Annotated in this window: 21 protein-coding genes; 10 read left to right on the top strand and 11 right to left on the bottom strand. The window is 72.3% G+C overall.

What is annotated here, in order from left to right; translation table 11 throughout:
* Positions 1-193 precede the first annotated feature (193 nt).
* Positions 194-1633, bottom strand: a complete 1440-nt coding sequence (locus tag ABZ716_RS12460) for an NAD(P)H-quinone dehydrogenase (protein WP_351877967.1) — start codon at positions 1631-1633, stop codon at positions 194-196.
* A gap of 183 nt (positions 1634-1816) precedes the next feature.
* On the opposite strand from ABZ716_RS12460, the gene ABZ716_RS12455 reads away from it, so the two are divergent.
* From ABZ716_RS12455 to ABZ716_RS12445, 3 genes are all read left to right on the top strand, one after another.
* On the top strand, positions 1817-2254 hold the full coding sequence (locus ABZ716_RS12455; protein WP_125603982.1) for a gamma-glutamylcyclotransferase: 438 nt from the start codon (positions 1817-1819) through the stop codon (positions 2252-2254).
* A 238-nt stretch (positions 2255-2492) separates the two neighbouring features.
* Positions 2493-3299 (top strand): purine-nucleoside phosphorylase, encoded by an 807-nt coding sequence (locus tag ABZ716_RS12450; protein WP_045949141.1) that lies wholly within the window; start codon positions 2493-2495, stop codon positions 3297-3299.
* 38 nt (positions 3300-3337) lie between these two features.
* A complete protein-coding gene (locus tag ABZ716_RS12445; protein WP_358958497.1) occupies positions 3338-4987 on the top strand; it encodes a phospho-sugar mutase in 1650 nt (549 codons plus the stop codon).
* A 263-nt stretch (positions 4988-5250) separates the two neighbouring features.
* Here the strand turns inward: ABZ716_RS12445 and ABZ716_RS12440 are convergent, their stop codons facing one another.
* Genes ABZ716_RS12440 through afsQ1 form a run of 3 tightly spaced genes read right to left on the bottom strand, consistent with a single transcriptional unit; the run spans position 5251 to position 8073 of the window.
* Positions 5251-5874, bottom strand: coding sequence for a hypothetical protein (locus tag ABZ716_RS12440; RefSeq protein ID WP_358958721.1), 624 nt, complete (start codon positions 5872-5874; stop codon positions 5251-5253).
* A 34-nt stretch (positions 5875-5908) separates the two neighbouring features.
* Entirely contained in the window at positions 5909-7399 is a 1491-nt protein-coding gene (locus ABZ716_RS12435; protein ID WP_358812888.1) for a HAMP domain-containing sensor histidine kinase, read from the bottom strand.
* Positions 7396-8073: a two-component system response regulator AfsQ1 gene (gene afsQ1 / locus ABZ716_RS12430; protein WP_185117195.1), complete on the bottom strand. Its 678-nt coding sequence runs from the start codon at positions 8071-8073 to the stop codon at positions 7396-7398. Before afsQ1 ends, ABZ716_RS12435 begins: the two co-directional genes overlap by 4 nt.
* A 215-nt stretch (positions 8074-8288) precedes the next feature.
* On the opposite strand from afsQ1, the gene ABZ716_RS12425 reads away from it, so the two are divergent.
* On the top strand, positions 8289-9008 hold the full coding sequence (locus ABZ716_RS12425; protein WP_358812887.1) for a SigE family RNA polymerase sigma factor: 720 nt from the start codon (positions 8289-8291) through the stop codon (positions 9006-9008).
* 172 nt (positions 9009-9180) lie between these two features.
* On the opposite strand, the gene ABZ716_RS12420 is transcribed toward ABZ716_RS12425, so the two are convergent.
* On the bottom strand, positions 9181-9819 hold the full coding sequence (locus ABZ716_RS12420; protein WP_358812886.1) for an ATP-binding protein: 639 nt from the start codon (positions 9817-9819) through the stop codon (positions 9181-9183).
* Positions 9820-9962: 143 nt separating this feature from the next.
* Here ABZ716_RS12420 and ABZ716_RS12415 point away from each other — a divergent pair, with 143 nt between their 5' ends.
* On the top strand, positions 9963-10316 hold the full coding sequence (locus ABZ716_RS12415; RefSeq protein WP_358812885.1) for a hypothetical protein: 354 nt from the start codon (positions 9963-9965) through the stop codon (positions 10314-10316).
* A gap of 112 nt (positions 10317-10428) precedes the next feature.
* On the opposite strand, the gene ABZ716_RS12410 is transcribed toward ABZ716_RS12415, so the two are convergent.
* The 3 genes from ABZ716_RS12410 to deoC are packed head-to-tail and all read right to left on the bottom strand — an operon-like array spanning position 10429 to position 13722.
* Positions 10429-11325, bottom strand: coding sequence for an aldehyde dehydrogenase family protein (locus ABZ716_RS12410; protein ID WP_351877982.1), 897 nt, complete (start codon positions 11323-11325; stop codon positions 10429-10431).
* Positions 11318-12754: an aldehyde dehydrogenase family protein gene (locus ABZ716_RS12405; protein WP_358812884.1), complete on the bottom strand. Its 1437-nt coding sequence runs from the start codon at positions 12752-12754 to the stop codon at positions 11318-11320. Before ABZ716_RS12405 ends, ABZ716_RS12410 begins: the two co-directional genes overlap by 8 nt.
* A gap of 5 nt (positions 12755-12759) precedes the next feature.
* Positions 12760-13722 (bottom strand): deoxyribose-phosphate aldolase, encoded by a 963-nt coding sequence (gene deoC, locus ABZ716_RS12400; protein ID WP_358958719.1) that lies wholly within the window; start codon positions 13720-13722, stop codon positions 12760-12762.
* Between the two features lie 296 nt (positions 13723-14018).
* On the opposite strand from deoC, the gene ABZ716_RS12395 reads away from it, so the two are divergent.
* From ABZ716_RS12395 to ABZ716_RS12375, 5 genes are all read left to right on the top strand, one after another.
* Positions 14019-15047, top strand: a complete 1029-nt coding sequence (locus ABZ716_RS12395) for a hypothetical protein (RefSeq protein ID WP_358958495.1) — start codon at positions 14019-14021, stop codon at positions 15045-15047.
* 79 nt (positions 15048-15126) lie between these two features.
* A complete protein-coding gene (locus ABZ716_RS12390) occupies positions 15127-15729 on the top strand; it encodes a class F sortase (RefSeq protein WP_358812882.1) in 603 nt (200 codons plus the stop codon).
* A gap of 25 nt (positions 15730-15754) precedes the next feature.
* On the top strand, positions 15755-16390 hold the full coding sequence (locus ABZ716_RS12385) for a PH domain-containing protein (RefSeq protein WP_358812881.1): 636 nt from the start codon (positions 15755-15757) through the stop codon (positions 16388-16390).
* Positions 16391-16572: 182 nt separating this feature from the next.
* A complete protein-coding gene (locus tag ABZ716_RS12380) occupies positions 16573-17157 on the top strand; it encodes a VanZ family protein (RefSeq protein ID WP_358958493.1) in 585 nt (194 codons plus the stop codon).
* 57 nt (positions 17158-17214) lie between these two features.
* Positions 17215-17427 (top strand): PspC domain-containing protein, encoded by a 213-nt coding sequence (locus ABZ716_RS12375; RefSeq protein ID WP_358958490.1) that lies wholly within the window; start codon positions 17215-17217, stop codon positions 17425-17427.
* 33 nt (positions 17428-17460) lie between these two features.
* On the opposite strand, the gene ABZ716_RS12370 is transcribed toward ABZ716_RS12375, so the two are convergent.
* The 3 genes from ABZ716_RS12370 to ABZ716_RS12360 form a co-directional block, all read right to left on the bottom strand.
* A complete protein-coding gene (locus ABZ716_RS12370) occupies positions 17461-18219 on the bottom strand; it encodes a hypothetical protein (protein ID WP_358812879.1) in 759 nt (252 codons plus the stop codon).
* A 152-nt stretch (positions 18220-18371) separates the two neighbouring features.
* A complete protein-coding gene (locus tag ABZ716_RS12365) occupies positions 18372-18626 on the bottom strand; it encodes a hypothetical protein (RefSeq protein ID WP_351877994.1) in 255 nt (84 codons plus the stop codon).
* 139 nt (positions 18627-18765) lie between these two features.
* On the bottom strand, positions 18766-19914 hold the full coding sequence (locus ABZ716_RS12360; RefSeq protein ID WP_351877996.1) for an adenosine deaminase: 1149 nt from the start codon (positions 19912-19914) through the stop codon (positions 18766-18768).
* Positions 19915-20012: the final 98 nt, after the last annotated feature.

Here is a 20012-nt window from a genome sequence, read left to right as displayed (position 1 = left end):
TGACAGTAACGCCAACGACCGTCTGCTTTCAGCTCCTTGCACCGGAATACCGAAGTTGTCCATACGGTAGGGCGACAAGTGGTATACGCGTCCGACCGGACACCGGCCGTCCGCCCGCAGGCCATCCCGGCCGCCCCGGAACCGGCCCCAAGCCCCCTCCCAGCAGGGCCGGTTGACCGGGGCGCGGCGCGTCCTACGCCTCGCCGCCCGTCTTGCGCGTGTGCAGCTGGCGGGCGACCTCGGCGATCGAACCCGACAGCGAGGGGTACACGGTGAACGCGTTTGCGATCTGCTCGACCGTCAGATTGTTGTCGACGGCGATCGAAATCGGGTGGATCAGCTCGCTCGCGCGCGGGGCGACGACCACACCGCCGACCACGATCCCCGTGCCCGGACGGCAGAACATCTTCACGAACCCGTCCCGGATGCCCTGCATCTTGGCGCGCGGGTTGCGCAGCAGGGGCAGCTTCACGACACGGGCGTCGATCTTCCCGGCGTCCACATCGGCCTGGGTGTAACCCACCGTGGCGATCTCGGGGTCGGTGAAGACGTTCGAGGAGACCGTCTTCAGGTTCAGCGGGGCCACCGCGTCGCCGAGGAAGTGGTACATGGCGATGCGCCCCTGCATGGCGGCGACGGACGCCAGCGCGAACACCCCGGTGACGTCGCCGGCGGCGTACACGCCGGGCGAGGAGGTCCGCGAGACCTTGTCGGTCCAGATGTGCCCGGACTCCTTCAGCCGGACCCCGGACTCCTCCAGGTTCATGTTCCGGGTGTTGGGGATCGCGCCGACCGCCATCAGGCAGTGGGTGCCGGTGATGACCCGTCCGTCGGAGAGGGTGACCTCGACCCGGTCGCCGACCCGCTTGGCGGACTCGGCGCGCGAGCGGCCGATGACGTTCATGCCGCGGCGCCGGAAGACGTCCTCCAGGACGGCGGCCGCGTCCGGGTCCTCGCCGGGCAGCACGCGGTCGCGGGAGGAGACGAGCGTCACCCGGGAGCCCAGCGCCTGGTAGGCGCCCGCGAACTCGGCTCCGGTCACACCCGAGCCCACCACGATCAGCTCTTCGGGGAGCTCCTCCAGGTCGTAGACCTGGGTCCAGTTCAGGATCCGCTCGCCGTCCGGCATCGCGTCCGGGATCTCGCGGGGGGTGCCGCCGGTGGCGATCAGCACGGCGTCGGCGGTGAGGATCGTCTCGGTGCCGTCGGCCGCGGTGACGATGACGTCCCGGGTGCCGTCGATGCCCTGCGGGCCGCCGAGCTTGCCCCGGCCGCGCAGGACGCGGGCGCCGGCGCGGGTCACGGAGGCGGTGATGTCGTGCGACTGGGCGAGCGCGAGGCGCTTCACACGCCGGTTCACCTTGCCGAGGTCGACGCCGACCACGCGGGCGGCCTGCTCCAGGGGCGGGGTGTCGTCGGCGACGACGATGCCGAGCTCCTCGTAGGAGGAGTCGAAGGTGGTCATGACCTCGGCGGTCGCGATGAGGGTCTTGGAGGGCACGCAGTCGGTCAGCACCGACGCCCCGCCCAGACCGTCGCAGTCGACGACGGTCACCTCCGCGCCGAGCTGGGCCCCTACCAGGGCCGCCTCATACCCGCCGGGTCCGCCGCCGATGATCACGATCCGGGTCACGAAAACTCCGCCTCACGTCTGCCCGGCCGGCTGCCGCCCCGGCCGGCGATCCGGGGGGTCTCCCCGGGGGATGCATTCCACGCCCATTGTCCCGCACGCTTCAAGGTGCTCCACTCCTGGTCCTGTCATCCGTGCGCCATCCGGGCACGCGCGCCGGGGTACCCCTCCCGTACCCTCGACCTCATGTCGCTCTACGCCGCGTACGCCGGCAACCTCGACCCGCGGCTGATGACGCGCCGCGCTCCGCATTCGCCGCTGCGCGGCACGGGCTGGATCAACGACTGGCGGCTGACGTTCGGCGGTGAGCAGATGGGCTGGGAGGGCGCCCTCGCCACCGTCGTGGAAGCACCCCGTCAGCAGGTCTTCGTCGCCCTGTACGACATCGCACCGCTGGACGAGGACTCGATGGACCGCTGGGAGGGCGTCGGCCTCGACATCTACCGCCGTATGCGCATCCGGGTCCACACCCTGGACGGCGAGGAGGCGGCCTGGTGCTACGTCCTGAACGGCTACGAGGGCGGCCTCCCCTCGGCCCGCTACCTGGGCGAGATCGCCGACGCGGCGGAATCCGCGGGCGCCCCCCACGACTACGTCATGGAACTCCGCAAACGCCCCTGCTGACCCCTCCGAGCCCCGCCGGCGCTTGAAGGCGCGGGGGTCCGGGCGGAACCCCCGGAGCCATTCCAGCCCCGCCGGCGATTGAGGCGGAAACGGAGAAAGGGCGGGGCGGGGAGAAGGCTCCGCGCGGCGGCCCCCCACGCCCTCCGGGACGATTCGGCGGAAACGACAAGGCAACGATCCGAACACCGTGAGCTGTGCCATCTACGCGCGTAGGCCAACAGCGGCTACGCTCATCCGCGTGAACGCATCTGTTACCGACCCCTTCGCCGCCGCCGACGCCGCCGCCGCCCGCCTCCGCGAGCTCACCGGCGTCGAATCCCACGATGTCGCCCTCGTCATGGGCTCCGGCTGGGCCCCCGCCGCAGAGGCCCTCGGCGCGCCCGAGGCCGAGTTCCCGGTCACCGAGCTGCCCGGCTTCCCGCCGCCCGCCGTCGAGGGCCACGGCGGCAAGATCCGCTCGTACAAGATCGGCGACAAGCGCGCCCTGCTCTTCCTCGGCCGGACCCACTTCTACGAGGGCCGCGGCGTCGCCGCCGTCGCCCACGGCGTCCGTACCGCCGTCGCCGCCGGCTGCAAGACCGTCGTCCTCACCAACGGCTGCGGCGGCCTGCGCGAGGGCATGAAGCCCGGCCAGCCCGTCCTGATCAGCGACCACCTCAACCTCACCGCGACCTCGCCGATCGTCGGCGCGAACTTCGTGGACCTCACCGACCTGTACTCGCCGCGCCTGCGCGCGATGTGCAAGGAGATCGACGAGACCCTCGAAGAGGGCGTCTACGTCCAGTTCCCCGGGCCGCACTACGAGACCCCGGCCGAGATCAACATGATCCGCGTCATGGGCGCCGACCTGGTCGGCATGTCCACCGTGCTGGAGGCCATCGCCGCCCGTGAGGCCGGCGCCGAGGTGCTCGGCATCTCCCTGGTCACCAACCTGGCCGCGGGCCTGTCGGGCGAGCCGCTGAACCACGAAGAGGTCCTCCAGGCCGGCCGCGACTCCGCCGCCCGCATGGGCACCCTGCTGACGCAGGTCCTCGCCCGCATCTGACCGACGACCGACGACGTACGAGAGGCAAGGCGGAAGCAGTGCAGGAAAAGGACGACGACCTCCTCACCCGGGCACGCGCCTGGCTGGCCGAGGACCCGGACCCGGAGACCGCGGCGGAGCTGACGGCGCTCATCGACGCGGGCGACACCGCCGAGCTCGCGGACCGTTTCTCCGGCACGCTCCAGTTCGGCACCGCCGGACTGCGCGGGGAGATCGGCGCGGGCCCGATGCGGATGAACCGCTCGGTGGTCATCCGCGCCGCGGCGGGGCTGGCGGCCTACCTGAAGGCCCAGGGCCACGACGGCGGCCTCGTGGTCGTCGGCTACGACGCGCGCTACAAGTCCGCGGACTTCGCCCGCGACACCGCCGCCGTGATGACCGGCGCCGGACTGCGCGCGGCCGTACTGCCCCGCCCGCTGCCCACGCCCGTCCTCGCGTACGCCATAAGGCACCTGGGAGCCGTCGCCGGCGTCGAGGTGACCGCCAGCCACAACCCTCCCCGGGACAACGGCTACAAGGTCTACCTCGGCGACGGCTCGCAGATCGTCTCCCCCGCCGACGCGCAGATCGCGGCGGAGATCGACGCGATCGCCTCCCTCGCCGACGTCCCCCGCCCCTCGGAAGGCTGGCTCCAGCTCGACGAGGAGGTCCTGGAGGCGTACCTGGCGCGCACCGACGCCGTCCTGACGCCCGCCTCCCCGCGCGGCGTGCGGACCGTCTACACGGCCATGCACGGCGTCGGCAAGGACGTCGTCATGGCGGCCTTCGCCCGGCACGGCTTCCCGGAGCCGGTCCTCGTCGCCGAGCAGGCGGAGCCGGACCCGGCCTTCCCGACGGTCGCCTTCCCCAACCCGGAGGAGCCCGGCGCGATGGACCTGGCCTTCGCGAAGGCCGCCGAGGTCCAGCCGGACATCGTGATCGCCAACGACCCGGACGCCGACCGCTGCGCGGTGGCGGTCCCCGACGACGGCGGCTGGCGCATGCTGCGCGGCGACGAGGTCGGCGCCCTCCTGGCGGCCCACCTCGTGCACAAGGGCGCGCAGGGCGTCTTCGCCGAGTCGATCGTCTCCTCGTCCCTCCTGGGCCGCATCGCCGAGGCGGCGCACCTCGGCTACGAGGAGACCCTCACGGGCTTCAAGTGGATCTCCCGCGTGGAGGGTCTGCGCTACGGCTACGAGGAAGCGCTCGGCTACTGCGTGGACCCCGAGGGCGTCCGCGACAAGGACGGCATCACCGCCGCCCTGCTGGTCGCCGAACTGGCCTCCGAACTCAAGGAGCAGGGCCGCACCCTGACCGACCTCCTGGACGACCTGGCGATGGCCCACGGCCTCCACCACACCGACCAGCTGTCGGTCCGCGTCTCGGACCTGTCGGTCATCGCCAACGCGATGGCCCAGCTGCGCGCACAGCCCCCGACGGCCCTGGCGGGCCTGCGGGTGGTCTCGGCGGAGGACCTCTCCCAGGGCACGGCGAAGCTCCCGCCCACGGACGGCCTGCGCTACTACCTGGAGGGCGACTACAAGGCGCGCGTCATCTGCCGCCCGTCGGGCACGGAGCCGAAGCTGAAGTGCTACCTGGAGGTGGTCGTCCCGGTGGCGGACCCCTCGGACCTCACCCCGGCCCGCACGAGAGGCCAGGAAGTCCTGGACACCCTCAAAAAGGACCTCTCGGCAGCCATGGGCCTCTAGCCCGCCCCCCCCTGCCACCACCCCGGCCCCCCGCAGCTCCGGCTACGGGGGGCCGCGTGCGTCCCGGGGGCCCGCTGTCTCCCCCGCACCCGGGGAGGCCGGTGGCTGCCCACCCGCCTCCCCGGGTGCGGGGGAGATAGCGGGCCCGCACCGCGAGGAAACGAACAGCGAGCCGGACCACCGCCTCAGGACCCCGACAAGTACGGCCGCCTCAGGACCCCGACGACCCCAACGACCCCGACGGCCCGACCGGGGCAGCCGCCTCAGGACCCCGGCGTCCCCGACGGGGACGCCGTCGGGCGGACCAGTTCGCCCAGGGTCGGGGCGGATTCCGGGCGGGAGCGGACCGCGTCCGTGCATTCCCAGGCACGGGGTGGGTCCGCGTCCGGGCCGCCCAGGACCACCGGGCCCGGGCCGGCCGAGACGGCGTCGCTCGCGGAGAGCGTGCAGACGATCTGGGCCAGTGCCACCGGCGGCAGGTCCTCCGGCTTGCGGCTCAGCCGTACCGCGCCCGCCGGGTCGCCCGGGCGCGCCGGAGCGGCCGTCAGCCCGTCCCGGACCACGGTGGTGAAGCCGCCCTCGCGCTCCTGGTCGGACAGGGGGCGCCCCAGTTCCTCCAGCAGGGCCTGCGCGACCAGCGTGACGGGCTCGCGCCCGGTCCGCTTCTCCGGCACCGGGACGACCCGGTCCACCGCCACCAGCTGCGAGCCGCAGACCAGCTCGATCTTGGCGCGGAACCCCTGCACCCCGCTCTGCCCGGGCGGCACGTCCGGCGTGTCGCAGGACACCCGGGACGGGGCCGGGCCCACGTCGACCGGGACGGTCGTGGCCCGGATCCCGCACCCGGACAGGACCGGGGCCAGGACCGCTAGGGCCACCACCGCCACCACGGTCACCCGCGCGCTACGCGGGCTACGCGGGCTACGCGTCCGTACCGTCACCGGCGATCACCTTCCCCACGTCCATCGGCAGCCGCAGCGTGAAGACGGCCCCGCCGTCCGGGCCGTTCGCGGCCGTGATGTCGCCCCCGTGGATGTGCGCGTTCTCCATGGCGATGGACAGGCCCAGCCCGCTGCCGTCGGACTTCGGCCGGGAGGCGCTGGCCTTGTAGAAGCGGTCGAAGACGTGCGGCAGGACCTCTTCGGGGATGCCCGGCCCGTTGTCCTTGACCGCGACGACCAGCCACTCCTCCTCCACCCGCACCGACACCCGCACCGGCGATCCGCCGTGCTTGAGGGCGTTGCCGATCAGGTTGGCCAGGATCACGTCGAGCCGTCGCGGGTCGAGCCGTGCCACGATGCCGCGTCCGGCGTCGACCTCGACGGCGTCCAGCCAGGCGCGGGCGTCGATGCAGGCGGTGACCTGGTCGGCGACGTTCACGTCGTCGAGCACCAGCCGGGCCGTGCCCGCGTCGAAGCGGGTAACCTCCATCAGGTTCTCCACCAGGTCGTTCAGCCGCCGGGTCTCGCTGACCACCAGGCCCACCGCCGGCGCGATCATCGGATCGAGGTCGTCGACCTCCTCCTCCAGCACCTCGGCGACCGCCGTCAACGCCGTGAGCGGGGTGCGCAGTTCGTGGCTCATGTCGGCGACGAACCGCCGGCTGGCCTCCTCGCGGGCGCTCATGTCGGCGACCTTCTTCTCCAGCGCCTCCGCCGTGCGGTTGAACGTCCGCGACAGGTCGGCGAGTTCGTCGGTGCCGGAGACGTCGAGCCGGTGGTCGAGCTCGCCCTCCCCCAGCCGGCGGGCCGCCTCGCCGAGCCGCTGGACGGGCTTGAGCACGGTCCGGGCCGCCGCCTGGGCGAGCAGCGCGGAGCCGAGCAGGGCCAGCCCGGTGGCGATGGTCAGCGACCAGCCCAGCGCGTTGAGGTCGTCCCGCTCGGTGGCGAGGGACTTGTACATGTAGCCGGTGGGGCCGCCGCCGACGATCCGGGTGCCGCCGACCAGGTAGGGGTTGCCGTGGGGCGTCGTCCGCTGCCAGTACATGTGGTACTCGGAGTCGTTGGCGGTCGTGCTCTTCTGGCGGTCGTTCACGGCGTGCTGGAGGGACTTCGGTACGTCGTCCAGCCCGAAGGACGTCGCCCCGGCCGCCCCGAACACCAGCCGCCTGTCCTTGCGTTCGTGGACGAGCAGCACGCTGTACCCGGGGCTGCTGCCGGCCATCAGCTCGGCGGTGCGCTGGAGTTCCTCGGGGGTGGGGTCGGCGGGCAGGGCCGCGGCCCGGATCTGCATCTCCTGGCGGAAGTCGCCCAGGGCCGCGTCCTGGGTACGGGTGAGCACCGCCTCGCGGTTGAGCCAGTAGGCGATGCCGGAGGCGGAGACCGCGGCCACCAGCGCGACCAGGGCGAACACCACGAGCAGCCGCACCCGCAGGCTGGTCCAGCGCCGGCCCGCGAAGGGTGCCTTGGTCACTGCGGGGAGTCCAGCCGGTAGCCGACGCCGCGGACCGTACGGATCAGGGTCGGCGAGGAGGGCACTTCCTCGACCTTGGCGCGCAGCCGCTGCACGCACGCGTCGACGAGGCGGGAGTCGCCGAGGTAGTCGTGCTCCCACACCAGCCGCAGCAGCTGCTGGCGCGACAGCGCCTGCCCGGGCCGCCGGCTGAGCTCCAGCAGCAGCCGCAGCTCGGTCGGGGTGAGCTGGAGGTCCTCGCCGTTCTTGGTCACCGTCATGGCGGCCCGGTCGATGACGAGGGACCCGAAGACGGCGGAGTCGCTGGCCTCGCGCTCGCCGCGGCGCAGCACGGCCCGGATGCGGGCGTCGAGGACCCGCCCCTGGACGGGCTTGACGACGTAGTCGTCGGCTCCGGACTCCAGGCCGACGACGACATCGATGTCGTCGCTGCGCGCGGTGAGCAGGATGATCGGCAGCTGGTCGGTGCGGCGGATCCTCCGGCACACCTCGAAGCCGTCGATACCGGGCAGCATGACGTCGAGCACGATCAGGTCCGGCCGCTGCTCGCGGAGCAGTTTCAGGCCGTCCTCACCCGTCGCCGCGGTGGCCACACGGTGGCCCTGGCGGGTCAGGGAGAGTTCGAGGGCCGTGCGGATGGCGTCGTCGTCCTCGATCAGCAACAGGAAGGGCACGGGCTCATTCTGTCCCATCGGCCGCGCGGAGTTCGACCGTCGCGGGCACCGGATCCGGCGGCGGGCTCGGGGAAGAGGGGTGGGGAGGGGCTGAAGACGGCTGTGACAGTGCTGTGACAGTCGACGGACACGCCGGTTAAGTCGGCCGGGCAGTCTTTTGTCATCGAGACACGGATGACACGGACCGATCCACACTCCACGACGGGGGGCGCGAGATGAACACGCTGCACAGCACCACCACCAGCGCGGTTGTCACGCGGCTGCACGACGCGAACCGCCGGGCAGGTGTCCGTACGGTGCCGGGCTCCCGGCGACAGGCTCGCGTCGTAGCCATTGACGCGAACCAGTACCAGGCGGTTCCCGCCCAGCGGACCCCTTCTTCTCCCTCCTCCCCGTCCTCTCCCTCGCCGTCCGCCGAGGCGGAGTTCACGGCGTACGTGCAGGAGCGGCGGGCCGCCCTGTTCGCGACGGCCTTCCACCTCACCGGCGACCGCCACGAGGCCGAGGACCTGTTGCAGAGCGCGCTGTTCTCCACGTACCGGGCCTGGGACCGGATCAGCGACAAGGCGGCGGTGGGCGGCTACCTGCGCCGCACGATGACGAACCTGCACATCAGCGCCTGGCGCCGGCGCAAGCTGAACGAGTACCCGACGGAGGAGCTGCCGGAGACGGCCTCCGACGCGGACGCGATGCGCGGTACGGAGCTGCGCGCGGTGCTCTGGCAGGCGCTGGCCCGGATCCCGGAGCCGCAGCGCACGATGCTGGTGCTGCGCTACTACGAGGGCCGCACGGACCCGGAGATCGCGGAGATCCTGGGGATCAGCGTCGGCACGGTCAAGTCGAGCATCTGGCGCTCGCTGCGCCGGCTGCGCGAGGACGAGGCGCTGAGCTTCGGGCGTGACGAGGCGGAGTCCTTCGGGGAGCTCGTCGCGTAACACCGCGCAACGGGCACCGCGCACCGGGCGCGCCCGGCACAACCACAGACCACAGGCCACCGGCCAGGGGGGTCCGTCCTGCGGGGGTGGGACGGAGGCCATGGGGGGGATGGAGGCGGGATCGAGCGGACGGGGGTCCGCTCGGTCCCGCCTCCTCTTGTCGTGGGCCCGGCTACGCGAGGGCGGCGGTCGCCGAGCGGTGGCGGCCCGCCGCCGCTGCCGCGAGCCGGCCCAGGGCCTCGTCGCGGCCGCAGGCGTGGGCGCCGAGGGCGACGTGCCGGGCGACGATGCCCCGCTCCGCCCGCATCAGGCGCAGCCCCCGGCGTACCAGGAACGGCAGGGACTTGCGTCCTTCGCGCAGGTCGCGGGCGAGGCGGCGGCGGAAGGTGGTGGAGGGCCGGCCGCGCAGGCAGATCGCGTCGGCGAGCAGGCCGAGCTCCTGGCAGCGGGCGGCGATGTCGGCGGCGAAGATGCCCTCCGCGATGAACAGCGGGGTGCGGGAGATGTCCAGGGTCTCCGCGCCGGTGACGGAGCTGGTCGCGATGTCGTAGACGGGGACTTCGGTGCGGCCGGTCCGGCAGAGGTCGGCGACGGCGGCGACGGCGGCGTCCGCGTCCCAGGACCGCGGCGAGTCCCAGTCGATGTCCGAGCTGCCTTCGACCAGGGGGAGGGTGGGGTCCGTCTGCTCCTTGTAGAAGTCGTCCAGGCGCAGGACGGGGAGCCCCGAGCGGGCCGCCAGCGAGGACTTGCCGGAACCCGAGGGACCGGTCAGGAGCACGACGCGCGTCGGAAGGGGAGATGAACAGCTCACGGGAGACCAGTGTGAGGCATGGCCCGTCGTATCAACACATCGCCGACGGCCCCTGCGACCGGTCTCACACGGCGGGTTGGAACCGGAGCCACCCCCTCGACTACGCTGTGTGCGCAGGCGACTACCAACACAGGCGGGAACCCATGGCACGTCACGCAGGCTCCGAACCCTCTTCCAAGAAGCTCCGCGCCGCCGGGCTGACCCTCTCCATGGCCGGGGCGGCCCTGGCCATGGCGGCCGGCGGGGCGCAGGCCGGGGAACTGGACCCGGCGGCGGCCGTGTCCGGGGTCGTGGACCCGATCGCGAACCTGAAGGTGAACCCGCTGGCCCACACCGGCGTGGACCCCCTCGACAACGGGCTGGCCACGAAGGTGGCCGACTTCCCGGCCGTGGGCACGACGATGGTCACGGGGGTGCTGACGCAGGGGCCGTCGGTGAAGGAGATCCCGCAGGCGGCGGTCTCCTCGCTGCTGGGTCCGGTCCTGCCGAAGCAGTAGCCGGCGGGCAGGGGCGTTCGGCAGGGGGCGTGGAGCGGTGGCGTACGAAGGCCCCGGCAGCCGGGGGGTTGGCTGCCGGGGCCGGTTCGTGGGGACGCCCCCGTACGTCCCGCTAGTACGAGGAGCCGCCCGAGCCCAGCGACCCGGTGGGGTGCCAGACCGTCTTGGTCTCCAGGAACGCCGTCATGCGCGAGGTGCCCGGATCGGCGGTCCAGTCGTCCACAGGCTGTGGACGCAGGACGCGCTTGAGGTTGTCCGCCGCCGCGATCTCCAGCTCCTTGGCCAGCGCCGCGTCGGCGCCGGCGAGGTCGATCGCGTTGACGTCCTGGTGGGCCGCGAGGTGCGGGCCCATCTCGGCGGCCTTGCCGGAGAGGATGTTGACGACGCCGCCCGGCAGGTCGGAGGTGGCCAGCACCTCGCCCAGGGACAGGGCGGGCAGCGGGGCCTTCTCGCTGGCGATGACGACGGCGGTGTTGCCCGTCGCGATCACCGGGGCGATCACCGAGACCAGGCCCAGGAAGGACGAGTCCTGCGGGGCGACGACGGTGACGACACCGGTGGGCTCGGGGGTGGAGAGGTTGAAGAACGGGCCCGCGACGGGGTTGGCCCCGCCGACGACCTGGCCGATCTTGTCGGTCCAGCCCGCGTACCAGACCCAGCGGTCGATGGCCGCGTCCACGACGGCGGCGGCCTTCGCCTTGGACAGGCCCTCCGCCTCGCGGACCTCGTGGACGAACTGCCCGCGGCGGCCCTCCAGCATCTCGGCGATGCGGTAGAGGATCTGGCCCCGGTTGTAGGCGGTCGCGCCGGCCCAGCCGCCGAACGCCTTGCGCGCGGCGACGACCGCGTCACGGGCGTCCTTGCGCGAGGACAGCGGGGCGTTGGCCAGCCACTTGCCGTTGGAGTCGCTCACCTCGTACACCCGGCCGCTCTCGGAGCGGGGGAACTTGCCCCCGACGTACAGCTTGTAGGTCTTGAAGACGCCCAGACGCGCCGAGGACTCAGACATCGAGGTAAGCCTCCAGACCGTGGCGGCCGCCTTCGCGGCCGAAGCCCGACTCCTTGTAACCGCCGAACGGCGAGGTCGGGTCGAACTTGTTGAACGTGTTGGCCCACACGACGCCCGCGCGGAGCTTGCCCGCGACGGCGAGGATGCGGGAGCCCTTCTCCGTCCAGATGCCGGCGGACAGGCCGTACTGGCTGTTGTTGGCCTTGGCGACGGCCTCGTCCGGGGTGCGGAACGTCAGCACGGACAGGACCGGGCCGAAGATCTCGTCACGGGCGACGGTGTGCGCCTGGGTGACGTTGGTGAAGAGCGTCGGGGCGAACCAGTAGCCGGCGGACGGCAGCTCGCACGCCGGGGACCAGCGCTCGGCGCCCTCGGCCTCGCCGGTGTCGGCCAGGGCCGTGATCCGGGCGAGCTGCTCGGCGGAGTTGATCGCGCCGATGTCGGTGTTCTTGTCCAGCGGGTCGCCCAGGCGCAGGGTGCTCAGGCGGCGCTTGAGGGAGTCCAGCAGCTCGTCGTGGATCGACTCCTGGACCAGCAGGCGGGAGCCCGCGCAGCAGACCTGGCCCTGGTTGAAGAAGATGCCGTTGACGATTCCCTCGACGGCCTGGTCGATCGGGGCGTCGTCGAAGACGATGTTGGCACCCTTGCCGCCCAGCTCCAGGGTGACCTTCTTGTCGGTCCCCGCGATCTGGCGGGCGATGGCCTTGCCGACGGCGGTGGAGCCGGTGAAAGCGACCTTGTTGACGTCGGGGTGGGCGACGAGCTCGGCGCCCGCGTCCCCGTAGCCGGGGACGATGTTGACGACGCCCTTGGGCAGACCGGCCTGGCGGCAGATGTCCGCGAAGAACAGCGCGGAGAGGGGGGTGGTCTCCGCCGGCTTCAGCACGACCGTGTTGCCGGTGGCGAGCGCCGGGGCGATCTTCCACGCGAGCATCAGCAGCGGGAAGTTCCACGGGATGACCTGGCCGGCCACGCCCAGCGGGCGCGGGTTGGCGCCGTAGCCGGCGTGGTCGAGCTTGTCGGCCCAGCCCGCGTAGTAGAAGAAGTGCGCGGCGACCAGGGGGAGGTCCGCGTCGCGGGTCTCCTTGATGGGCTTGCCGTTGTCCAGCGTCTCCAGGACGGCCAGCTCGCGGCTGCGCTCCTGGATGATCCGGGCGATGCGGAAGAGGTACTTGGCGCGCTCGGAGCCGGGCAGCGCGGACCACTTCTCGAAGGCGCGGCGGGCGGCCTTGACGGCGCGGTCGACATCGGCGGCGCCGGCCCGGGCGACCTCGGAGAGGACTTCCTCGGAGGACGGCGAGACGGTCTTGAAGACCTTGCCGTCGGCGGCGTCGGTGAACTCGCCGTCGATGAAGAGCCCGTAGGAGGGGGCGATGTCGACGACCGAGCGGGACTCGGGAGCCGGTGCGTACTCGAAGAGGGATGCCATGGTGATCAGTCCACCGTCACGTAGTCGGGACCGGAGTAACGCCCGGTGCTCAGCTTCTGGCGCTGCATGAGCAGGTCGTTCAGCAGGCTGGAGGCGCCGAAGCGGAACCACTCGTTGGTCAGCCAGTCCGCGCCCGCGGTCTCGTTGACCAGGACCAGGAACTTGAGGGCGTCCTTGGTCGTGCGGATGCCGCCGGCCGGCTTCACGCCGATCTGGACCCCGGTCTGCGCCTTGAAGTCGCGGACGGCTTCGAGCATGAGCAGGGTGTTGGCGGGGGTGGCGTTGACGCCGACCTTGCCCGTGGAGGTCTTGATGAAGTCGGCGCCCGCGATCATGCCGATCCAGGAGGCGCGGCGGATGTTGTCGTACGTCGACAGCTCGCCGGTCTCGAAGATCACCTTCAGTCGGGCGGCGCTGCCGTCCTCGCGGACGCACGCCTCCTTGACGGCCTTGATCAGCTCGTACGTCTCCAGGTAGCGGCCGGCGAGGAAGGCGCCACGGTCGATGACCATGTCGATCTCGTCGGCCCCGGCGGCGACGGCGTCCCGGGTGTCGGCCAGCTTGACCGGCAGGGCGGCGCGCCCCGCGGGGAAGGCGGTGGCGACGGAGGCGACCTTGACGTCGGCGCCGTGCAGGGCCGCCTTGGCGGTGGCCACCATGTCGGGGTAGACGCAGACCGCGGCGGTCATCGGCGTCGTGCGGTCGGTGGGGTCGGGGTGGACGGCCTTGGCGGAGAGCGCCCGCACCTTGCCCGGGGTGTCCGCACCCTCAAGCGTGGTCAGGTCGATCATCGAGATGGCCAGGTCGATGGCGTACGCCTTGGCCGTCGTCTTGATCGAGCGGGTGCCGAGGGAGGCCGCGCGGGCCTCCAGTCCGACTGCGTCGACGCCGGGCAGCCCGTGCAGGAAGCGGCGCAGCGCACTGTCGGACGCCGTCACGTCAGCGAATGCGGTGAGGGTGGTGGGCATGGTCACCAGATGAGCATATCTACGCGCGTAGCGACCTGTCACCCCCCGCCGGCGCACATCTGTGCGCGGTCTCCCGCATACGGGCGCGGTGGGGGGTGGGTGGCGGCCCGCCCCGCGGACCGCTGACCTCCGTTTTTCCTGTTACATCCCGTGGACAAGAACCACACGTTCCGGTCGAACAAGATCCGTAAATTTCTCTTCAGCAGCCCGCCAGACCTCACCGGTTGAAAGCCCGACAGAGAAAACGCGGCATGCGACTCTCCCACCTTCCCGCGACCATGCTTCCTGGAGTCGTTATGCGTACCGCCCTCCGCACCTCGATCGTCACCGCCGCCGTCGCCGGCGCCCTGCTCGCGCCGGCCGCGACGGCGCTCGCCGCGCCCGCCTCGCAGCCCGCGGGCGCGACTGCGGCAGCCGGGTCGTCGTCGAACAACGGCCGCTACGCGGGCGAGCCGGTCTACATCGGCGAGGGCCTGGTCGCGGTGCTGCGCAACAAGGCCGAAGGCCCCGAGGCATGGATCCGCGCCGTGGGCGCGAACTGGAAGCCGGGCGACGACTACATGGTCCGTGTGGTGGCGGTGGTGGACCGCGCGCACCCCGCCGTGACGGCCAACGGTCTGCAGCTCAAGCTCACGAAGGCGGACACGGCCGCCCCGGTGCTCGTCGTCACGACGAACGGGGCGGCAACGTCCTACCCGCTGCCCAAGGGCACGGCCGGCCCGGTCTGCGGGAACGAAACCAAGCAGGTCAACCTCGGCGCGGGCCTCCTCGCCGACGTGTCGATGTCCACCGCGGGCCCGGAGGTCACCATCCGGACGGGCACCGACAACTGGCGCCACCTGGACCGCACCTTCCCCGCACTGCCCGCGTCCGACGGCATCGTCGCCCGCATCGTCAACCCGAGCGGGACCGCGCCCGTCTTCGAGTGGAGGACCCAGGGGGGCGACACTCCGTTCGGCCACGCCTCCTTCCCGGCTCTGCCCAAGGGCTGCAAGCCGGACTACAAGGTCACCGAGGACCGGGGCGCCGACAAGCCCGCGCCGAAGCCCACCCCGTCCGCCACCGCCAAGCCGGCCACTCCGGTCAGCGTCGCGCCGGCCGCCGCCAAGCCGGCCGCCCCCGTTGGCGTCGCGCCGGCGGCCGACGTGAAGCCGCAGACGGGTGCGCAGACCGTGGTCGTGCCGCAGGGCGGGGTCGCCGCCGGTGCCGAGATCGCCGCCGAGGACACCGGCTACACCACCACCGTGGCCACCGGCGCCGGGCTGGCCGCCGTGCTGGCCGCGGTCGGGGCCGCCTTCCTGATGCGCCGCCGCGCCCAGCGCTGACGCACGCGGCACGTTCCTCCTCCTGCCTCCGGCGGGCCACCTCCGCGTGGCCCGCCGGCCCTCGTTTCCGGGAGCCCCCATGACCCACCGCGTACGCCCGCTCCTGGTGGCCGCGCTCCTCGCCGCAGCCCTGACCGGCTGCGGCGCGACCACCACCGGTTCCGTCCCCGCCGCGCCGCCCGCCGTCATCCCCACGACCGCCCCTGCGGCCCGGACGACGGCCGCGCCCCTGGCCGCCTCCGCGCCCGTACGCGTACGCATCCCCTCGGCAGGGGTGGACGCCTCCCCCGTGCTGCGGCTGGGCCTCGCCGCCGACGGCACCGTCGAGGTGCCCTCGGTCTCGGACGGGGACAAGATCGGCTGGTACACCAAGGGCGTCACCCCCGGCGAAACCGGTCCGGCCGTGCTGATCGGGCACTTCGACACGGCCCGCGGGCCCGGCGTGCTCAAGGACGTCTCGCGCGTCCGCACCGGCGACGGGATCAGCGTCACGCGGGAAGACGGCAGCACCGCGGTCTTCCGGGTGCGCGAGCTGGAACAGGTCGGCAAGAAGACGTTCCCCACCGCCAAGGTGTACGGGAACACCACCCGCCCGGAGCTGCGCGTCATCACCTGCGGCGGCGAGCTCACCGACGGACACAGGCCCGACAACATCATCCTGTACGCCGATCTCGTCGGCTGAGACGGGGTGAGGCAGAATCGGGCGCATGAGCAGCCAGCAGCCCGCCGATGAGCCGGCCTACGCCGACCGCGTCTACCGTTCCCCCATGGCCGCCGTCACCGGGGTGCTGCTGCTCGCGATGGTCGGGTGGCTGTGCGGGGACGCCGTCGTCCACGGCTCGGGCAGCGGCCGCTGGATCGCGGTCGCCGTCGCGCTGTGCCTCGTACCGCTGATCGTGGCGTTCACCCTCCGGCCCGCCGTCTTCGCCAACGAGGACCGGCTGCGGGTCCGCAACCCGTTCCGGATCATCGAGCTGCCCTGGGGCGTGGTGGACGCCGTACGCGCCGGGTACTCGGCGGAGGTGCTCGCCGACGGGTCGACGTACCAGCTCTGGTCGGTGCCCGTGTCGCTGCGCGAGCGCAAGAAGGCCAACCGGGGCGGACTGCGCGCGGCGGCCGCCGGGGGCGGCGGCAGGGGCGCGGGCGCTCCGGGCGACAAGGCGGCCGCCCCGGTCCCGCGGGCCTTCGCCGACAAGGCCGTGGACGAGCTGACCGAACTGGCCGAGCGCGGCGCCGCCCGTCCGGGCGCTCAGGGCGCGGTACGGGTGCGGTGGGCCTGGGAGATCATCGCCCCGGCGGCGGCGGGAGCGGTGGCGCTGGCCGTACTGCTGGCGGTGGGCTGACGCCGGCGACGGCGGCCGTGGGCTGACCCGGCGGCGGCCTTGGGCTGACCCGGCGGCGGCGGTGGGCTGACACCGGTGGCGGCCGTGCCGCTGGTGGGGGGCCGGTGCGGGGCCGCGCGGCTGGGTGGAGCGGAACCGGGGCCGCCGGAACCGGGGCCGCCGGGGGTGGCGTCCTCCGTGGTGTGCACCGTCATGAGGGCAGCGGCAGCGCCGCCACACAGCTCCCCGTCCGTCCCCGCCTGCTGAGCGGCGCCCTGCTGGCCGCGCACCTGCTGGTCGTCGCGTGGCTCACGCTCAGCCCGCTGGACGTGCCCTGGGCGGCGGCCGCGAACCTGACCCCGCTGGAGGGGATCAGAGCGGACCTGGCGATGGGGCCGCTGGAGGCCGCGCGGCGCATCGGAGAGGGGCTGGCGCTGCTGGCCCCGCTGGGGGTGCTGCTGCCGCTGGCCGGGGGGCGGCTGAAGCCCGGGCCGCTGGCCGCGTGGTCCTCGCTGGTCCGCACGGCCACCGCGGCCGTCCTGCTCTCGCTGAGCATCGAAATGCTCCAGACGGCGGTTCCGGGCCGGGTGCTCGACGTGGACGCCCTGCTGCTGAACACCGCCGGGGTGGTGCTCGTGCACGCGGCGGTCGTACCGGTGCTGCGGGCCCGGCTGCGCAAACCCCTGAACTCCCCGGAGGCCGTGCCTCAGGGGAACACCCCGAGAATTCCCAGGGTCGGGCTCGGCCCGTGGACCGACGTCCTGTCGGCGGTACCGCGCGAGTATTGAGGCATCGCGCCAGGCACTCCAGGAAAGCGCGCGAATCCCGATACGAAGGAGAACACCATGAGCGCGCTGACCCGCCCCCGTGACGGACGGATGATCGGCGGCGTCTGCGCCGGACTCGCCAAGCGGTTCGGAATGAAGGCCCGCACGATGCGGCTCACCTTCGTCCTGTCCTGCCTGCTGCCCGGCCCGCAGTTCCTGATCTACCTGGCGCTGTGGCTGCTGATCCCGAACGAGAGGTCCGGCGTGGGCACGGCGAGCACCGCCTGGTGAATCCGGCCCCGTCCAGCCGGACGCGGGCGGAACTCAGGCCGCCTTGCGGACCTTCTCCAGCTGCTTGTCGGCGACCTCCTGCGGTACGGACGCCTTCTGGCCGGCGGCCGCCACGTTGAGGGCCATCAGCCGGACGATCCTGGCGCCCTCGCGGACGACGAGCAGGTGGACCTGGGCCGAGACCCCCTCACCGGAGGCGGTCGTGGTCCAGCTGACGCTCTCGTCACCGGCCGCCTTGTACGGGACCGCCTTCACGTCCCGGTAGGTGCCGCTCTGCTTCTGCACGGTGGCGGTGAAGCCGGAACCGCAGGCGGCGACGGCCTCGCGGAGCCGGGCGATGACCTTCCTGGCGTCGCTCTCGTCGTAGGAGCTGACGGAGGCGGAGACGGCGAGGCCGACCTGCTTCTGGGAGCCGACGCCCCGGTTGACGGTCTCGTGCGCGGCCGGGTCGGGCTTGTCGCCCATGATGTCGGCGAGCGGCTGGCACGCCTTCTTGTCGGCCTGCGGCTGGCCCACGGGCGCGTTGGGGTTCTTGCCCTGCGCGGAGACCTGATAGCCGGGGAGGTCGCCCTGTTCGAGGGCGGAGCGCTCCAGCCGGGCGTCCTTGGCCTTGGGCGCCGGGGAGCCGACGGCGGGGCCGGGTGTGCCGGAGGGGGCGGCGGAGGCCGCGGAACCCTTGGGGTCCGGGCTCGTGCCGGCCGCGGGGGCGCCCGTACCGCTGCTGCACCCGACGGCCCCCAGGAGCAGGGCGAACGTCGTCGCGGGCGCCGCGAATCGTGCCGTGATACGCATGACCGAACCTCTCCCCCAGCTGGCGCTGGGCGATGCCATCGCCCTTGATCCGGCGGGCAGTTGCTGGGGATCGTGGCACATCGCGCCGCGAGGCGCACACCGCTTCGAAGGGGTGTGCGCCACACGGACGGACGTACGGATCCGCTGTCGGATCAGCCGCCGAGGCCGGGCAGCGGGGGCAGGCCGCCGAGCAGCTGGGTGACCGGGGCGGCGGGGTCGCTCTGGCCGCCCTGCTGAGCCTGGTCCGTCTGGTTGGTGACGGCGCTGGCGGTGCTGGTGACGGCGCCGAGGGCGTCGGTCAGGTTCGGGGTGGGGAGCGCCGAGGCGGAGGCGGTACCGGCGGCACCCGCGGCGAGGGCGGCACCAATGACAGCGACACCGAGGGACTTGGCAGCAGACTGCTTCATGAAAAATCGTCCTTGCGACGGGGAATCGAGCGGCTCCGCAAACTAGCCACTTCAAACGCCGTCCCGCAAACATCATTCAATATGAGAAAGCACCCGGTGAGCCAGGCTCCCGGGTGCTTCCCATCGGTCATTCCATGACCTAGGCCGAGACAGACCCGCTGGTGGAAGCGGTCTGACGGAAAAGCCATTCGGACTTCAGCTCCGCGTAACCCGGCTTGATCACGTCGTTGATCATCGCCAGTCGTTCATCGAAAGGAATGAACGCGGACTTCATCGCATTGACGGTGAACCACTGCATGTCGTCGAGCGAGTAGCCGAAGGTGTCGACCAGGTGCTCGAACTCGCGGCTCATGCTGGTGCCGCTCATCAGCCGGTTGTCGGTGTTGACCGTCAGCCGGAAGTGCAGCTTGCGCAGCAGGCCGATCGGGTGCTCGGCGTACGAGGCGGCCGCGCCGGTCTGGAGGTTCGAGGTCGGGCACATCTCCAGGGGGATGCGCTTGTCCCGGACGTACGAGGCGAGACGGCCCAGCTTCACAGAGCCGTCGGCGGCGACCTCGATGTCGTCGATGATCTTCACGCCGTGGCCCAGGCGGTCGGCGCCGCACCACTGGAGCGCCTGCCAGATCGACGGCAGGCCGAACGCCTCGCCGGCGTGGATGGTGAAGTGGTTGTTCTCGCGCTTGAGGTACTCGAAGGCGTCGAGGTGGCGGGTGGGAGGGAACCCGGCCTCGGCGCCGGCGATGTCGAAGCCGACCACGCCGTTGTCGCGGTAACGGTTGGCCAGTTCGGCGATCTCCAGCGCACGGGCCGCGTGGCGCATGGCGGTCAGCAGGGCGCCGACGCGGATGCGGTGGCCGTTGGCCCTGGCCCGGCGCTCGCCCTCGCGGAAGCCGGCGTTGACGGCCTCGACGACCTCTTCGAGGGTCAGACCGGCTTCCAGGTGCTGCTCGGGGGCGTAGCGGATCTCGGCGTAGACGACGCCGTCCTCGGCCAGGTCCTCGGCGCATTCGGCGGCGACCCGGAAGAGGGCGGCCTTCGTCTGCATGACGGCGCAGGTGTGCGCGAACGTCTCCAGGTAGCGCGGGAGGGAGCCGGAGTCGGCGGCGTCGCGGAACCAGACGCCCAGCTTGTCGGCGTCGGTCTCGGGCAGCTTGTCGTAGCCAACCTCGGCGGCCAGCTCCAGGATGGTGCCCGGGCGCAGGCCACCGTCGAGGTGGTCGTGCAGCAGCACCTTCGGGGAGCGGCGGATCTGGTCCGGGGTGGGCTTGTCGGTGGTCTCGCTCGTCATTCCGGCACTCTACTCCTACGCGCGTAGAGCAACGCGGCGGCGGCGGGCGTCGATATGTAACAGAGACCGTACGGACGGGTGGCATACACCTGGGCGTC

It is taken from the genome of Streptomyces sp. NPDC006687 (genome assembly GCF_040636215.1).
Taxonomy (GTDB): domain Bacteria; phylum Actinomycetota; class Actinomycetes; order Streptomycetales; family Streptomycetaceae; genus Streptomyces.
This window is presented reverse-complemented; position numbering and strand designations above follow the sequence as displayed.

Coding starts and splice junctions, on each gene's coding strand:
- ABZ716_RS12455 (WP_125603982.1), top strand. CDS start 1,817: ATGTCGCTCTACGCCGCGTACGCCGGCAACCTCGACCCGCGGCTGATG.
- ABZ716_RS12425 (WP_358812887.1), top strand. CDS start 8,289: ATGAACACGCTGCACAGCACCACCACCAGCGCGGTTGTCACGCGGCTG.
- ABZ716_RS12415 (WP_358812885.1), top strand. CDS start 9,963: ATGGCACGTCACGCAGGCTCCGAACCCTCTTCCAAGAAGCTCCGCGCC.
- ABZ716_RS12410 (WP_351877982.1), bottom strand. CDS start 11,325: ATGTCTGAGTCCTCGGCGCGTCTGGGCGTCTTCAAGACCTACAAGCTG.
- ABZ716_RS12405 (WP_358812884.1), bottom strand. CDS start 12,754: ATGGCATCCCTCTTCGAGTACGCACCGGCTCCCGAGTCCCGCTCGGTC.
- deoC (WP_358958719.1), bottom strand. CDS start 13,722: ATGCCCACCACCCTCACCGCATTCGCTGACGTGACGGCGTCCGACAGT.
- ABZ716_RS12395 (WP_358958495.1), top strand. CDS start 14,019: ATGCGTACCGCCCTCCGCACCTCGATCGTCACCGCCGCCGTCGCCGGC.
- ABZ716_RS12390 (WP_358812882.1), top strand. CDS start 15,127: ATGACCCACCGCGTACGCCCGCTCCTGGTGGCCGCGCTCCTCGCCGCA.
- ABZ716_RS12385 (WP_358812881.1), top strand. CDS start 15,755: ATGAGCAGCCAGCAGCCCGCCGATGAGCCGGCCTACGCCGACCGCGTC.
- ABZ716_RS12375 (WP_358958490.1), top strand. CDS start 17,215: ATGAGCGCGCTGACCCGCCCCCGTGACGGACGGATGATCGGCGGCGTC.
- ABZ716_RS12370 (WP_358812879.1), bottom strand. CDS start 18,219: ATGCGTATCACGGCACGATTCGCGGCGCCCGCGACGACGTTCGCCCTG.
- ABZ716_RS12365 (WP_351877994.1), bottom strand. CDS start 18,626: ATGAAGCAGTCTGCTGCCAAGTCCCTCGGTGTCGCTGTCATTGGTGCC.
- ABZ716_RS12360 (WP_351877996.1), bottom strand. CDS start 19,914: ATGACGAGCGAGACCACCGACAAGCCCACCCCGGACCAGATCCGCCGC.